This is a genomic window from Nesterenkonia cremea, assembly GCF_014642675.1.
Lineage (GTDB): Bacteria > Actinomycetota > Actinomycetes > Actinomycetales > Micrococcaceae > Nesterenkonia > Nesterenkonia cremea.
Map to the genome: position 1 here is coordinate 88,290 of NZ_BMIS01000006.1, position 15,533 is coordinate 103,822.

The 15,533-nt window shown below is 68.6% G+C and carries 12 protein-coding genes and 1 pseudogene; 10 read left to right on the forward strand and 3 right to left on the reverse strand.

Annotated features, from left to right (window positions below):
- The first annotated feature begins 126 nt into the window (after window positions 1-126).
- Both IEW85_RS08020 and IEW85_RS08025 read left to right on the forward strand, forming a co-directional pair.
- The gene (locus IEW85_RS08020; protein WP_188684469.1) at window positions 127-1,521 is read left to right on the forward strand and encodes an ATP-binding protein; all 1,395 of its coding nucleotides are present in this window, start codon (window positions 127-129) and stop codon (window positions 1,519-1,521) included.
- Window positions 1,518-2,192 (forward strand): LuxR C-terminal-related transcriptional regulator, encoded by a 675-nt coding sequence (locus IEW85_RS08025; protein ID WP_188684471.1) that lies wholly within the window; start codon window positions 1,518-1,520, stop codon window positions 2,190-2,192. Before IEW85_RS08020 ends, IEW85_RS08025 begins: the two co-directional genes overlap by 4 nt.
- Before the next feature lie 69 nt (window positions 2,193-2,261).
- Here IEW85_RS08025 and IEW85_RS08030 read toward each other — a convergent pair whose 3' ends face one another.
- Together IEW85_RS08030 and IEW85_RS08035 are read right to left on the reverse strand one after the other, a co-directional pair.
- Window positions 2,262-2,993 (reverse strand): alpha/beta fold hydrolase, encoded by a 732-nt coding sequence (locus IEW85_RS08030; protein ID WP_188684473.1) that lies wholly within the window; start codon window positions 2,991-2,993, stop codon window positions 2,262-2,264.
- 4 nt (window positions 2,994-2,997) lie between these two features.
- Window positions 2,998-3,528 (reverse strand): PadR family transcriptional regulator, encoded by a 531-nt coding sequence (locus tag IEW85_RS08035; protein WP_229658900.1) that lies wholly within the window; start codon window positions 3,526-3,528, stop codon window positions 2,998-3,000.
- A gap of 177 nt (window positions 3,529-3,705) precedes the next feature.
- On the opposite strand from IEW85_RS08035, the gene IEW85_RS08040 reads away from it, so the two are divergent.
- The 8 genes and pseudogenes from IEW85_RS08040 to IEW85_RS08075 form a co-directional block, all read left to right on the forward strand.
- The gene (locus tag IEW85_RS08040) at window positions 3,706-6,138 is read left to right on the forward strand and encodes a xanthine dehydrogenase family protein molybdopterin-binding subunit (RefSeq protein WP_188684477.1); all 2,433 of its coding nucleotides are present in this window, start codon (window positions 3,706-3,708) and stop codon (window positions 6,136-6,138) included.
- Window positions 6,139-6,180: 42 nt separating this feature from the next.
- The gene (locus IEW85_RS08045; protein WP_188684479.1) at window positions 6,181-6,960 is read left to right on the forward strand and encodes an enoyl-CoA hydratase/isomerase family protein; all 780 of its coding nucleotides are present in this window, start codon (window positions 6,181-6,183) and stop codon (window positions 6,958-6,960) included.
- Window position 6,961: 1 nt separating this feature from the next.
- Window positions 6,962-7,861 (forward strand): FAD binding domain-containing protein, encoded by a 900-nt coding sequence (locus IEW85_RS08050; protein ID WP_188684481.1) that lies wholly within the window; start codon window positions 6,962-6,964, stop codon window positions 7,859-7,861.
- A gap of 89 nt (window positions 7,862-7,950) precedes the next feature.
- Entirely contained in the window at window positions 7,951-9,111 is a 1,161-nt protein-coding gene (locus IEW85_RS08055; protein ID WP_229658901.1) for a xanthine dehydrogenase family Fe-S subunit, read from the forward strand.
- Between the two features lies 1 nt (window position 9,112).
- Window positions 9,113-10,678, forward strand: a complete 1,566-nt coding sequence (locus IEW85_RS08060) for a class I adenylate-forming enzyme family protein (RefSeq protein WP_188684485.1) — start codon at window positions 9,113-9,115, stop codon at window positions 10,676-10,678.
- A 43-nt stretch (window positions 10,679-10,721) separates the two neighbouring features.
- Window positions 10,722-12,014, forward strand: a complete 1,293-nt coding sequence (locus tag IEW85_RS08065) for a benzoate/H(+) symporter BenE family transporter (protein WP_188684487.1) — start codon at window positions 10,722-10,724, stop codon at window positions 12,012-12,014.
- 26 nt (window positions 12,015-12,040) lie between these two features.
- On the forward strand, window positions 12,041-13,255 hold the full coding sequence (locus tag IEW85_RS08070; protein WP_188684489.1) for an XdhC family protein: 1,215 nt from the start codon (window positions 12,041-12,043) through the stop codon (window positions 13,253-13,255).
- 70 nt (window positions 13,256-13,325) lie between these two features.
- Window positions 13,326-13,607: pseudogene (locus IEW85_RS08075) on the forward strand (response regulator transcription factor); the annotation flags it as partial.
- A gap of 111 nt (window positions 13,608-13,718) precedes the next feature.
- Here IEW85_RS08075 and IEW85_RS08080 read toward each other — a convergent pair.
- Window positions 13,719-15,521, reverse strand: coding sequence for a glycoside hydrolase family 13 protein (locus IEW85_RS08080; protein ID WP_188684491.1), 1,803 nt, complete (start codon window positions 15,519-15,521; stop codon window positions 13,719-13,721).
- Window positions 15,522-15,533 lie beyond the last annotated feature (12 nt).

Genomic DNA, 15,533 nt, shown 5'->3' on the forward strand with positions numbered 1-15,533 from the left:
TCCTGTGCGCAGCCTGACCGCCGCTACTGGGGTCCACCCTGAGATGACCCTGATTGTGCCTTGGGATCCCCGGATATCCGGGCGGATCCGGGATTCAGGGGCACCGGGACGTGGCAGGATGGGCCCATGAGCATCCCTGCGAGCCGGCCCCCGCTGCGGCGCGGCCTGGACACTCCCGTGGCCGGAGTGTGCCTGGGTCTGGCTCGTCATCTGGGCGTCTCGGTGCCGGTGATGCGTACCGTGATGATCGCGCTGACCGTCGCCGGGGGCATCGGCCTGATCCTCTACTGCTGGCTCTGGGCCTTCGTTCCGGTGGAGACTGAGCCGGAGCCTGAGGCGGCTCGCCGCGGGCTCTCCGGTCCGGCGGTGGAGAGTCCCGACGCCGGCACCCACACCTCGGACGCCGGCTTCGACGCCGCCTCCGCAGCTTCAGGAACAGGCCCCGGCGAGGAGGACGTCTCCGCACGTCTGCGCCGCGGCCTCGATGTGATCACCCGCTCCCCGGAGGTGCTGGCCGGAGGCCTGCTGCTGGGTATCGCCGGGATCATGATGCTGCAGCTGGTGGGCATCCGGGTGGACTGGTGGCTGATCGGCCCGCCGGCCATCCTGGTGGTCGGACTGCTGCTGGCCTGGTCCCAGGTGGACGCCGGAGAGGGCGCCGGGACCACCCGCAGCCGTCAGTCGGTTCTGTGGCAGTTCGCCGCCGGAACCTTCCTGGTGCTGGTGGCCCTGCTGGTCATGGCCGGAGGCTTCGTCCCCGCGGGCGAGCTGATCCTGAGCCTGGTGCTGGCCGGAATGCTGCTGGCCGGCGTCGCGCTGGTGATCGCACCCTGGCTGATCAAGATGTACCGGACCATGTCGGTGGAGCGGGCGCGCGCCGTCGCGGAGGCCGAGCGGGCCGATATCGCGGCGCATCTGCACGATTCGGTGCTGCAGACCCTCGCGATGATCCAGAAGCAGCGCCACGATCCGGCGGCGGTGGGTCAGTTGGCCCGCAGCCAGGAGCGTCAGCTGCGCGACTGGCTCTATCGGCAGCAGGAGGCCCGCGGACAGGGCCCGAGCAGGCAGGGAGCCGGTGCGCAGGGCTCTCAGCCGGGCGCGGACGGCGTCGGGCAGCAGCCGCAGAGTCTGCGCGAGAAGCTGATGGCCGCGGCCGCCGAGCTGGAGGAGCTATACACGGTTCCGGTGGAGGTGGTGACCGTGGGAGAGTCTCACCGGGAGGACCATGAGGCGCTGGTGGCGGCCGCTCGCGAGGCGATCGTCAACGCACTCAAGCATGCCGGGCCGGCCTCGGTCTATGCGGAGTCGGATGCGCGCGAGGACGCGGTGTTCATCCGCGACCGCGGGCAGGGCTTCGATGTGGATGCCATCGAGGAGGACCGGCTGGGCGTACGCGAATCGATCATCGGCCGGATGCGGCGAGCCGGCGGCCGGGCCCGGATCCGTTCCTCGGAGAGCGGCACCGAGGTCCAGCTGTTCCTGCCCGCTGAGGCACGAGTCCAGGAGGAGACGGAGTCATGAGTTCGACGACGGGCGCCCAGTCGCTGCGGCGTGTGGTGATCGTGGATGATCACGGGATCTTCCGCGCCGGTCTGAAGGCTGAGATGCAGGGCCGCGTGGATGTGGTGGGCGAGGCCCATGACGTGGAGACGGCCGCGGCCGCAGTGCGCGAGCGTATGCCCGAGGTGGTGCTGCTGGATGTGCACCTGCCCGGCGGCACCGGCGGCGGTGGGGCCGAGGTGGTCACCCGCTGCCGGGACCTGCTGGAGGAGGTCCGCTTCCTGGCCATCAGCGTCTCTGACCAGGCGGAAGATGTGGTCTCGGTGATCCGTGCGGGGGCCCGCGGCTATGTCACCAAGACCATCAGCACGGCGGATCTGGCCGATGCGGTGGAATCGGTGGCCACCGGCGACGCCGTCTTCTCGCCCCGGCTGGCCGGCTTCGTCCTGGACGCCTTCGGCACCTCCGGACTGGTCGAGGATGTGCGCGATGAGGAGCTGGACCGGCTCTCGGCCCGGGAGGTGGAGGTCATGCGGCTGATCGCCCGCGGCTACACCTACCGGGAGATCGCCTCGGAGCTGTTCATCTCCATCAAGACGGTGGAGACCCATGTCTCCAAGGTGCTGCGGAAGCTGCAGCTGTCCTCACGGCACGAGCTGACCCGCTGGGCGGAGCGCCGCCGGATCGTCTGAGACCCGCGGTACCGGTGCTGCGGGCCGTGAGGTCGGACGCAGCCCGGTGCGACAGTGTGCAGCCGGCTCTCAGCTGCGGTGCCAGAAGTCTTCCAGGACCTCGTTGAGGGCGGATCCCACCTGCGGGACCATATGCCGCTTCCCCCCGAGGATGGTCCTCTCCGCGCCGGTGCGCTCAGCGATCACGTCGCAGACTGCTTCGAAGGCGGGATGATGTCCTCCGGAGATGCTGAGGAGGGGGAAGGGTGCGGCGGCTAGGGCCTCGAAGTCGGGGTGGGCGTGCCACGGAGCTCTTTCCCGCATGAGGGAGGCGACTCCGTCCTCGAGGGCAGCCGGGAGCGGACGGTCGGGCCACTCGCGCTCGCCGATGGCCCGTGAGAAGCGCCGGTAGAACTCGAGGGTCGGGAGCTCCTCGGTCCAGAGGGCATTCAGCTCGTGGCGGGTGCGGACGACGGCGGGATGCTCGGTGATCCCGAAGGCGGGCGGCTCGATCACAGTCAGCGAACGTACACGGTCAGGATTCTGGGCGGCGAGCAGCAGGGCGACGACGCCGCCGTAGGAGTGTCCTACCAGGTGGGCGCCGTCACCGAGCAGAGGCCGGTGAGCCTCGGTTTCAACGAGGAAGTCCACCCGCACCCGCGGGCTCTCTCCGTAGCCGGGACGGTCCGGGATGATCAGCTGCCATCGCTCGGCCAAGACTTCCTGCTTCCGCCAGTCGGCGGCACCGGTCGAGGCGTCGCAGTGCAGCATCACCACCCGTGGCCCCTCGCCGAGGCTCCGCACGGCGATCTCAGCAGTCATCAGCTCACCCTTCCAGCTCGGAGCTCAGGTCCTTCCAGAAGTCGAGGGCGGCACGCTCCATGGCCAGGCCGAGCTTGAGCGGGACGAGGCGCGGCGCGACAGTGTCGACGGAGCCGAAACGCTCTTGCATTTCCTCATAGGTGCCGATCCGTTCCGTGTGCTGGCGGATCTGCTCCTGTGCCAGGGTCAGCATGTCCCCCTCCTGGGCGAGCTCGGAGAAGAAGAGCTTCAGCTCGGCCACATCGCGGACCTGCATCGGTTCGGTCTCCGGCTCGGCCAGCCAGTGCTGCAGTGCGCGACGGCCTTCCTCGGTGAGGGAGAAGGTCTGCTTCCGCCGCCCCCCGTCCTCCGTGCAGATGTCCAGCAGCCCTGCCTCGGCCAGTCGGCGCGGCTCAGAGTAGAGCTGCGCGTGGGGGAAGTGCCAGAAGTAGCCCACGGAGTGCCCCACCGCGCGCTTGAGGTCATAGGACGTCGAAGGGCCGCGCAGGCCCAGGAGGCCAAGCACGACGTACGACGTCGTTGTGAGTCGAACCATATCGAGGTTCATTCTGTCACCTTTCCGGAAGTCTCTCCGGAGACTCCGTCACACACGGAATTGTGCTTCCGGCCACAATGCTGTAACTTAAGTCACATAGTATGAAACAGAACGTATGTAATAGAAGGTCGGTTGGACTGCAGCTTCAACCGGTCTCCTGACCGAGAAGGGGCATCGATGGCATCAGCCGAGAGCAGCACCGGGTCCTACGTCGGGCAGCCCCTGGCGCGCATCGAGGACCCTGCTCTGGTGACCGGTCGAGGACGTTTTCTCGATGACCTCGATCCGCTCCCCGGGACCCTAGTCGCCGCCGTGGTGCGCAGCCCGCATCCCCACGCCCGCATCCGGGGCGTGGACCTGGAGCGTGCCCGCCGGCACCCGGGTGTGGCCGCGGTGATCGGCCCGGAGGAGGTGCTGGAGACCCTCCGGCCCTTCCCGCTTTCCCTGAAGACTCCCATGCCCTACTACCCGACGGGTACGGACAAGGTCCGCTTCGTCGGTGAGCCCGTCGCCGTCGTTGTCGCGACCGACCGCTACACCGCTGAGGACGCCGCCGAGCTGGTCCACATCGACTACGAGCTGCTGCCGGCCGTGGTCGAGACCGCCGACGCCGTGCGGGAGGACGCCCCGCTGCTGCATGACTCCGCCGGGAGCAACATCGCCAGCGACCGGCTCTTCGACTTCGGTGAGGTCGACTCCGCCTTCGAGGCAGCCGCCCACGTGGTCGCCGGCGAATACAGCTTTCCCCGTTACTCCTCCACCCCTATGGAGTGCTATTCGGTGATCTCCGAATGGCGGGAGGAGGCCGGGGGGCCGCAGGTGACGGCATGGTCCAATTTCCACGGTCCTTTCTCTATGGTGCCGGTGCTGGCCGGGGCTCTCGGCATCGGGGCAGCCCAGCTCCGGCTCATCATTCCCCAGGACAACGGCGGCAGCTTCGGGATCAAGGCCGGCATCTATCCCTATGTCGCGCTGATGGCGGTGGCCAGCAAATACGCAGGACGGCCGGTGCGCTGGACTGAGGACCGCATCGAGCACCTGCTCGCCTCTTCCGCCGGTTCCGACCGGGTGATGCGCTTCTCCGCGGCAGTGGATGCGGAAGGCATCGTCCAGGCACTCGACGTCGACTTCCGGGAGAACGTCGGCGCCTACCTCCGTCCCCCGGAGCCGGCGACCCTCTACCGGTGCTTCGGGAACATCACCGGGGCCTACCGGATCGACAACGTCCGGCTGCGCTCGCGGGCGGTGGTCACGAACAAGGCACCCACCGGTCTCAACCGAGGATTCGGCGGCCAACAGCTGTACTTCGGCCTGGAGCGGCTGATGGACAGGATCGCCCGCACCCTCGGCCAGAACCCGGCTGAGCTGCGCCGCCGCAATCTGGTCCCCACCGCGGCCTTCCCCTACGCCACTCCCACCGGCGGCATCTACGACTCCGGTGACTACGAGCAGGCGGTGGCAAAGGTCCTGGAGTCCAGCCGGTACCAGCAGCTGCGGAAGGAGCAGGAAGAGGCCCGGGCCCGCGGGGAACTCGTCGGCACCGGCATCGCGCTCGCCGTCGAGCCCTCGGCCACCAACATCGGCTACGTCGGTCTGGCCACCCCTGCTGAGGAACGACCCCCGGGCCGGGACAAATCCGGCTCCACCGAACATGTGCGGGTCACCGTTGACCCCTCCGGCACCGTCTCGGTGCTCCTGGGCACCGTCCCTCAGGGTCAGGGTCATGCCACCGTGGCCCGGCAGGTGGTGGCCGACCGTCTGGGCCTGCCGCTGGAGAAGGTGGTCCCCAAGGTCGACATGGACACCGACAGCACCCCTTGGACGGTCACCTCCGGCAGCTACTCCTCCCGCTTCTCACCCTTGCTGACCTCTGCGCTGGTGGAGGCGGCGGACCGTGTGGCCGAGACCATCAAGGTGGCCGCCGGCGTGCTGCTGGAAGCGCCCCCGCAGGATCTTGAGCTCGACGGCGGGTTGGTGCGGGTCGCCGGGGCCGAAGAGCGTTCGGTCGCCTTCCGCCATGCCGCAGGGCTGGTGCATTGGGACCCGGGAGCGCTGCCCGACGGCGTGGACGCCCAGCTCTACGCAGAAGCGGCCTTCACTCCGCCGGAGTCCACCGCCCCCTCCCGCACCGACCAGATCAACTCTTCGCTGTGCTACGGGTTCGTCGCCGAGGTGGTCCAGGTGCGCATCGATCCGGAGACCTATGAGATCTCCATCCAGCAGGTCAACGCCGTCCACGACGCCGGAACCGTGCTGAACCCGCTGCTCATCGAGGGCCAGGTGCACGGGGCCATGGTCCACGGGCTGGGCGGCGCCCTCTACGAGGAGATGTCCTATACCGACAGCGGCCAGCCCACCTCCACCTTCATGGACTACCTCGTGCCGACCTCTGCCGAGGCGGACTTCCCCCTCACCGGAGATCGGGTGGTGACACCCTCACCGGTGACCAAGCTCGGAGCCAAGGGTTCCGGAGAGGGAAGCAGCATGAGCTTCCCGGCCGCCGTCGCTAGTGCGGTGGAAGACGCCCTCTCGGCCCACGGGATCGAGATCACCGCGCTGCCGCTGCACGGCAATGTCATCAACGACCTGCTCACCCGCGCCACACCCTGACACGCTCCCGAGCAACAGCCCCAAGGAAGAAGGAGAAGGAAGATGCCCCTCACCGGTGGAGAGATCCGGCTCGAGCGCAGCCACGACGGCCGAGTCGCCAACCTCACTCTGGACCACGGCCGGTTCAACATCATCACCTTGGAGACCCGCAGCCTCATGGCGGAGCGGTTCGCAGAGATCGACGCCGACGATCGCATCCAGGCCGTCGTCATCCGTGCCGAGGGGGAGCACTTCACCTCCGGCGGCGACATCGCCGGCTTCATGGAGGTTGAGCCTTTCGACCTCACCGACCTCGGCCAGGACATCACCGCCCCCGCACGTTCCCCGAAGCCCGTGATCACCGCGGTGGACGGCTACTGCTTCGGGGTGGGCTTCGAATTGGCGCTCTCCACCGATATCCGTCTGATCACCGACCGCACGGAGTTCGCCCTGCCGGAGATGCGTCTGGGCATGATCCCCGGCTCTGGCGGGACCCAGCGCCTCGCCCGGCTGATCGGGCTCTCCCGGGCCAAGTACCACGTGATGACCGCTGAGCGGATCAAGGCGCGGCAGGCACTGGACTGGGGGCTGGCAGCCTCCGTCAGCGAGGATGCCGATGGGCTGGAGGCCGAGGTCGAGCGTGTGGTCTCAACACTGCTTGGCTACTCCCCGGTTGCGCTGCGGACCGTCAAGGAGGTGCTGGACCGCGGAATCGATGCTCCGCTCTACTCCGGCATCGAGCTGGAGCGGAAGTCCTACGCCATGCTGCGCGCCACCCATGACTTCGGTGAAGGCGTCGCAGCCTTCAATGAGAAGCGAACCCCCCGCTTCGAAGGCCGCTGACGTGAAGCCTGCACCTTTCTCCTACGTCCGCCCCACCCGGCTCGACGACGTCGTCGGAGAGCTTGAGGAGGCGGAGAGCGCGGGCAGCGGCAAGGTGATCGCCGGAGGGCAGTCCCTGCTCCCGGTGCTCGCCATGCGCCTGGGCAGGCCGAGGACCCTGGTGGACATCACCAGGGTTCCGGAGCTGGCCGGTCTGCGGGAAGAGGGCGGAAGCATACGCATCGGAGCCGCCGTCCGTCAGCGGCAGGTCGAGCGGGAAGCCGCTCAACGGATCCCCCTGGTGGGTCACGCACTGCCGTGGATCGGACACCGGGAGATCCGCAGCCGCGGCACCGTCTGCGGATCGCTCGCCCATGCCGACCCTTCCGCCGAACTGCCCGCCGTCGCGCTCTGCCTTGGTGCCGTGCTCACCGTCACCGGCTCGCGGGGCAGCAGAGAGGTCCCGGCGGCGGACTTCTTCACCGGAGCCATGTCCACTGTGCTCGGCGGAACAGAGCTGGTCACCGCGGTCCGCTTCCCGGCACCGCGGGCAGGCGAGGGATTCGGCTTCGGGGAGATGGCCCGGCGCCATGGGGATTTCGCCCTGGCCGGGGCCGCCGCGCGGGTCCGCCTGGACGGGGGAGGGGTCGTCGAGGCCCAGCTGGTCGGCTTCGGCGTCGCGGACCGCGCCCGTTCTCAGGACTTTACCGGGCCGCTGGCCGAGGCGGTCAGCCGGCACGGCCAGGACGAGAAGGCCCTCACCGCAGTTATGACCGAGGCAGTCAGCGAGATGGCGGAGGACGTGGTCACCGCCGGAGACGCGCATGCCTCGCAGGACTACCGCCGGCGCCTCATCCGGGTCCTCGGCACCCGGGCGCTGGTGCGGGCCTGCGCCGACAGCAGGAGGAGAGCGAAGAGATGAGCCGGAGCGCCACACTCAGAAGGACACTGAAAAACCCCCTGAAGGGCTTACGGAACGGCCGGGGCAGTGCAGGAGAGGAGACCCTGCGCGTGGAGGCCGAGGAGACCGTCCGGGTCTCCTTCACGGTCAACGGCCGGCCGGCCGAGGTGGACGTCGCACCCCGGGTGACGCTCTCCGACGCCCTGCGCGACCACCTCTCCCTGACCGGCACCCACATCGGGTGCGAGCACGGGGTCTGCGGGATGTGCACCGTCATCGTCGACGGCGACGCCGCACGCGCCTGTCTGCTGCTGGCCTGCCAGCTCGAGGGTGCAGAGATCATGACGGTGGAGGGCCTCGGCACGCCAGACGACCTCCACCCGCTGCAGGACTCGTTCAGCCGCCACCATGCCCTGCAGTGCGGATTCTGCACCCCCGGCATGCTGATGAGCGCCTATGAGCTCCTCGACCATGAGCCTGGGGTGCCGAAGGAGGAGCTGCCGGAGAAGATGTCCGGGGTGCTCTGCCGCTGCACGGGCTACCGGCACATCATGGACGCGGTCTCCGACGTCGCCGAGCAACACCCTGAAGGTGCTCCGGCACCCCGGAACTGCGGCACCGCGCAGCTGTTGCCCCGCACCACCGCCGGAGGTCCCGGATCGACGGCTGAAGAGGATCTGCAGCACCGCGCACCGGCAGAGATCACCCTCCCCAGCTCCGAACCCACGGTCACAGTCGGTGTGGAGGAGCATATCCGCGCCACCCCGGAGGAGATCTGGGAGGTGCTGCAGGACACAGACCGTGTGGCCCGGTGCCTGCCAGGGGCTGAGCTCATCGAAGATTTCGGTGAGGACCGGTATCTGGGACGCATCAGAGTCGCCCTGGGGCCGGTGAAACTCTCCTTCATCGGAGACATCCATGTCACCGAACGCAGTGAGGAGAACCGCTCCATCCGGGCGCTGGCCCAGGCCGAGGACGCCGCCGGAGGCAGTGTGCAGGCCGGCGTCGCCCTCTCCGCGCAGCCGCACGAGGGAGGCAGCCTGCTCAGCGCGGACGCCGACCTGTTCATGGTCGGGAAGATCGCCCAGATGGGCCGCTCGCTGGCCGGAGACGTCAGCGCCGACATGTTCGCCCAGTTCACCAGGGCCCTCGATGCCACGGCTCGAGGGGAGGAACCGACCGACACCCAAGCGCCCAGCTCTGTCGCAATGTTCACCCGCCTGATGTCCACCCGCGCGAAGGCGCTGGTGGGCCGCCTGAGAAGGAGATGACATGCAGTTAGGCCGCACCTTGGAATGGACGGCAGCCCGCTTCCCGGAGCGCACCGGGTTCGCCGGAGAGCGCCGAATGACCTATCAGGAGTGGGACGGGCGCACCAACCAGATCGCCAATGCGCTCAGCTCCGCCGGGATCCGGCGCGGAGACCGCGTCGCCACCTTCCTGGCCAATACGGAGGTCATGGCCTCCACCCACCTGGCGCTGCAGAAGCTCGGAGTGATGTCCACGCCGCTGAACATCCGGCTCTCCCCGCCGGAATTGGCCTATTGCCTCGACGACGCCGAACCCTCGCTGGTGATCACCGATGATCATGCCAGGAAAGTGGCACAAGCGGCCCTGGGACAGAGCCGGTACAGCCCCCGCGTGCTCCATGCCGGCTCGTCACCGGTGGAGGGGGCGAAGGAGTTCGAGACGCTGGTGGCTCAGGCCGATTCCTCCGCCCCCGGCATCGCAGTGGAGGAATCCGATCCCAGCGTGATGCTCTACACCTCCGGCACCACCGGCAAGCCCAAGGGTGTCCCGCGCACCCAGCGCAACGAGTATGCGGCCTCCGTGGCTCATATCATGCAGTGTCAATACGCCTACGGAGAGGCCACGCTGGGGGCGATGCCCATGTATCACACCATGGGGCTGCGCTCGCTGCTGTCCATGGTGGTCATCGGAGGGAAGTTCGTGGAGCTGCCGGCCTATGAGGCGCGCCGGGCTCTGGAGCTCATCGTCTCCGAGGGGATCAGCGCCCTCTACCTGGTCCCCACCGCCTATTGGGCGCTGGCGCAGACCGGGGAGCTCGGCCGCATCTCCTCTACCGTGAAGAAGCTGGCCTTCGCCGGGGCTCCGATGACCTCCGCCCTGTGCGAAAAGCTCATCGCGGAGCTGAAGCCGGAGGTCTTCGTCAACCATTACGGCTCCAGCGAGATCTATACCTTCTCCATCGAGGAGGACGCCACCCGTAAACCTGGCTGCGCGGGTCGGGCCGGGCTGCACTCGCGGCTGATGGTCGTGGACCCACAGACGGAGTCCGGGCATCGCCAGCTGCCCGTCGGCGAGGTCGGGGAGATCGTCGCCTCGCTGGAGTCTGACGAGTCCTTCCAGGGGTACTGGAAGCGGCCCGATGCCGATGCCAAATCCCTGCGCAGCGGCTGGTACCACACCGGGGACCTCGGCCATCTCGACGAGGACGGCGATCTCTGGGTGGATGGCCGGGTCGACGACATGATCATCACCGGCGGAGAGAACGTCCACCCCGTAGAGGTGGAGGACGTGCTCTCCCACCATCCGGAGATCGCCGAGGTGACGGTCGTCGGCCTGCAGGACGAGAAGTGGGGCCAGGCGGTCACCGCGTTCGTCGTGCTCCATGACGAGACCAAGGATGCTGCCGCCCTGGCTGAAGAGATCAGGGAATGGGCCGGCACCGAGGCCCCGCTCTCCCCTTATAAACGGCCCAAGCGAGTCCACATCGTCAATGCCATCCCCAAGTCCCCCGTGGGTAAGATTCTCCGCCGCAAGCTTGTGGCCGGGGAAGCCGGAGAGTACGAGTCCCGGAACAGCAATCCATCGTGACGCTCAGGAAGTCTCATCACTTGAACCGAAGAAGGTGGCCATCATGGCTGTACCCGACACCCCTCAGAGAGCAGAGACCGTAGAAGAGAAGCATCTCCTGGAGCGGGGGCCAGGTTTCCGATCCGGCCTCCGCGATCTCCCGGGGAATCTCAACTCGGCGACCATCGGCGCCGGCCTCATCGCAACGATCTTCGGCTGCACCGGCCCAGCCCTCATCGTCATCAACGGCGCCAACGAGGCCGGCCTCAGCGCCGGGCTGATCGCCTCATGGATCTTCGGGATCTATGTCTTCGGCGGCCTCATCTCCATCATCATGGCGCTGCACTACAAGCAGCCGATCACCGGTGCCTTCTCCATCCCCGGAGCGGCTCTGGTCACCGCCGCGCTTCCCAACTTCACCTTCCCCGAGATGGTTGGCGCCTTCCTCATGGCGGGGCTGATCGTGCTGCTGGTCGGGGTGACCGGCCTGGTGCGTAAGGTGGCCCATTGGATTCCATTCCCCATCGTGATGGCGATGATAGCCGGTGCCCTCATCCGCTTCGGCGTGGACATCGTGAACTCCGCGGCTGCTGCGCCTGCCGTCGCCGGCGCGGCTCTGCTCGGCTTCGTCCTGCTCAGCCGTTTCCTCCCGAAGGTTCCCGGGGTGCTCGGCGCGCTGGTCCTGGGGCTCATCGCCGCGGGCGTGATGGGCAGCTTCGGCAGCCTTGAGGGCGGGCTGGGTCTCACCGCTCCGGAGCTGGTCGCGCCCTCCTTCGACCTGGGCGCCATGCTCGCCGTCGCGATTCCGCTGGCCCTGCTGGTCATCGGTGCGGAGAATGCACAAGCCATGGGAGTTCTCATGGCCGAGAGGTACAAGCCTCCCTTCAACGTCATGACCATCATCAGCGGGGTCGGCGGGATCCTCGCACCGCTCTTCGGCGGGCACAACGCCAACATCGCCGGGCCGATGACGGCCATCTGCTCCTCCGACCAGGCTGGTGAGGAGCGCTCCGGACGTTATGCCGCCACTGTGGTCAACGGAGTACTGTTCGCGCTCTTCGGCATCTTCGCCGGAGTGACGGTGGCTCTGGTCACGGTGATGCCCGCTGAGCTGACCGCCATGGTGGCCGGCCTGGCGATGATTGGAGTGTTGGTCAGGTCCTTCAGGGCGAGCTTCTCTGAAGCTCGGTTTCAGCTCGGGGCCTTCTTCGCCCTCGTCATCGCCATGAGCGGTATTGCGATGTTCAACATCTCCGCCCCCTTCTGGGCGCTGATCGGCGGCGTGCTGGCCTCCCTGCTCCTGGAGCCACGGGACTTCCGGGCACGCCGCGAGGAGGAAGAGGCCGGAAGCGCCTGATCCGTCCGCACCCTGAGAGGACATCCATGCGTGAACTCGCCAGTCGGCTCCGTGACGCCTGGGGGGCGGGAGAGCCCGTCGCCCTGGCCACGGTGGTCTCCACCTTCCGCTCCGCCCCGCGGGACCCCGGCGCCTCCATGTTGGTCACCGCACAGGGGGAGGTGGTGGGCTCCGTCTCCGGCGGCTGTGTGGAGGGCGCTCTCTACGAGACCGGCCGGGAAGTCCTGGAGACGGGTGCTCCGCGGCTGGAGCGCTACGGAGTCAGCGACGACGACGCCTTCTCCGTCGGGCTCACCTGCGGCGGCACACTGGAGATTTTTGTGGAGCGGGTCTCTCCACGGGAGTTCCCGGAGCTGGGCGGCGTCCTCGCTGATATGGAGGCCGGGCGGCCGGTAGCGGTGGCGACTGTCGTCGACCACCCGGACGCCGCCCAGCGGGGCAGGCGGGCCGTGCTGCGTCCGGAGGACCCCGGTCCCGGCTGCGAGGCTCTGGGCGCTTCCTCCCCGGGGAACCCCGTCTCTGGGGGGCTCGCCCCTGCTTTCTCCTTCGGTTGGGAGGATGAGAGGGCCGAGCATGCCGTCCTCCAGGACGCACGGGCTCTCTTGGAGGCCGGCCGCAGCGGCATTCTGGAATACAGTCCGGCGGGGGAGCGGCAGGGGCCTGGGCAGCGCATCTTCGTCTCCTCCTTCGCCCCGCGGGACCGGATGATCATCTTCGGAGCCATCGACTTCGCCGCCGCGGTCGCCGAGATCGGAGCCTTCCTCGGCTACTGTGTCACCGTCTGCGACGCCCGGCCGGTCTTCGCCACGGCGGAACGCTTCCCTCACGCCGAGGAGGTCGTGGTGCAGTGGCCGGACGAATACCTCCGGCAGGAGAAGGAGGCCGGCCGGATCGATGGCAGCACCGTCCTCTGCGTGCTCACCCACGAGGCCAAGTTCGATGTCCCCGTCCTGCAGGAGGCGTTGTCCGGGCCGCCGCTGGGATACATCGGCGTCATGGGTTCTCGGCGCACCCATGAGGAACGGCTGCGGCGTCTCGGGGAGGCCGGTCTGAGGGAGGAGCAGCTTGAGCGCCTCTCCAGCCCCATCGGCTTGGACCTGGGCGGGCGCACACCGGCGGAGACGGCGGTCAGCATCGCCGCCGAGATCGTCGCCTCCCGCCGCGGCGGCAGCGGGCTGCCCCTGCGGGAGCGCCACGGTCCCATCCATCGTTCCGCAGAGGTGTCAGAACTCAAGGGATAGCCGGTGTGGATGCGCCGTCCCCCGAGCGCTGACGCGCTCAGCTAAAATTTCCACAGCCTCATCACGCCGCGACGCCGTCTTCTCTCCCCGGCTGGCCGGCTTCGTGCTGGACGCCTGCGGCACCTCCGGGCTGGCCGAGGATGTGCGGGATGAGGAGCTGGACCGGCTCTCCGCCCGGGAGGTAGAGGTCATGCGGCTGATCGCCCGGGGCTACACCTACCGGGAGATCGCCTCCGAGCTGTTCATCTCGATCAAGACGGTGGAGACCCATGTCGCCAAGGGGCTGCGGAAGCTGCAGCTGTCCTCGCGGCATGAGCTGACCCGCTGGGCGGAGCGCCGGCGGATCGTCTGATGCTCTGAACGGCCCCAGATGTGTTGAGGTCCCGGGATCTGACCCTCTCAGGGAGGGAGTTCCCGGGACCTCAACACATCGGGCAGGCGGTGGCGTGCCCTGGGGCGCAGCTCAGCCGCGCACGGCCCACACGGTGGTGTCCGCAGGGACCACGACGCCGTCCGTGCCGCTGCTGCTCCCGGCCGCAGCATCTGCCGCGGAGCTCAGCACCACGGACCAGCCCGCCGGCAGCTCCACCGGTTCGGTGCCGGTGATGGTCAGCAGCAGCACGTCGGGGCGCTCGCCGGCTGGGTCGCTGCTCACCAGAGCCAGCACACCTCCGGCACCGGCCAGCTGAGGCTCATCGGCCAGGGAAGCGGTCCCCAGGCCGTACTCCCGGCGCAGCCGCAGCGCCTGACGGTGCAGCTCCAGCGTGGAGCCGGCGTCGCCGCGCTGGGAGCTCACCGCATAGGCGTCCCAATCATCGGGCTGGGGCAGCCAGGACTCTCCGGTGGGGGAGAAGCCATAGGCCGGGGTCCCCGCCTCCCATGGGATGGGGACCCGGCAGCCGTCGCGGCCGCGCTCTTCGCCGCCGGTCCGGTGGAAGGTGGGGTCCTCGCGGGATTCGGCGGGCAGCGTGGTGTGTTCGGGCAGCGCCAGCTCGTCGCCCTGGTAGAGGTAGGCGGAGCCGGGCAGTCCCAGCATCAGCAGCGACGCCGCACGGGCCCGGCGCAGTCCGAGCTCCCGGTCCGGCTGGGGATCCTGCGGGCCGATGCCCTTGTTCGGGCCGGAGGCGGCACCCTCGGCGAAGCCCAGCCGGGAGGCGTGCCGGACGACGTCGTGGTTGGAGAGCACCCAGGTGGTCGGAGCGTCCACCGAATCGTTGACCGCATAGGACTCGGCGATGGTCGCGCGCAGCGCGGAGGCTTCCCAGGGCTGGGTCAGGAAGGCGAAGTTGAAGGCCTGGTGCATCTCATCGGAGCGGACGTAGCGGGCCAGCCGCTCCAGCGGATCCACCCATGCCTCGGCCACCAGAATCCGTTGGCCCTCATACTCGTCCAGGATGGTGCGCCAGTGCCGGTAGATCTCGTGGACGCCGTCCTGGTCGAAGTAGGGCGGCATGCCCGGGTTGTCCCCGGGGGGCCGGGCCGCATCGCCGCCGGGGGTCTCCTCGGTGCCGGCGACCATCTCCACATGGCCTGACCAGTCCGGCAGCCCCTCAGCCTTGACCATGCCGTGGGCGACGTCCACCCGGAAGCCGTCCACGCCGCGGTCCAGCCAGAAGCGCAGGATGCTGTCGAACTCGCCGCGGACCTCGGGGTTCTCCCAGTTCAGGTCTGGCTGGGAGGTGTCGAAGAGGTGCAGGTACCACTGGCCGTCCTCGGCCCAGGCGGAGCCCGGGGCGTCCTCGCGCTCGCGGACCCGGGTCCAGGCCGCTCCGCCGAAGATGGATTCCCAGTCGTTGGGCGGCTGGTCTCCGCCGGGACCCTTGCCCTCACGGAACATGTATCGGTCCCGCTCCGGGCTGCCGGGTCCGGCGGCCAGGGCGGCCCGGAACCATCCGTGCTGGTCAGAGGTGTGGTTGGGCACCAGGTCCACCACCACGCGGATGCCCAGGCGGTGGGCCTCGGCGATCAGCGCATCGGCGTCCTCCAGGGTGCCGAAGAGCGGATCGATGTCCCGGTAGTCGGCCACGTCGTAGCCGGCGTCCTTCTGCGGGGAGCGGTAGAAGGGGGAGATCCAGACGGCGTCCACGCCCAGCTCCGCTAGGTGGTCCAGGCGGGAGGTGATGCCGGGCAGGTCGCCCATACCGTCGCCGTCGGCGTCGGCGAAGGAGCGCGGGTAGATCTGGTAGATCACCGCATGGCGCCACCATTCGGTCTGCTCGGGTGCCTGGAGGTGGAGGTGCTGGTCAGCGTCGGGCAGGGGGGACATATCGCTCCTGTG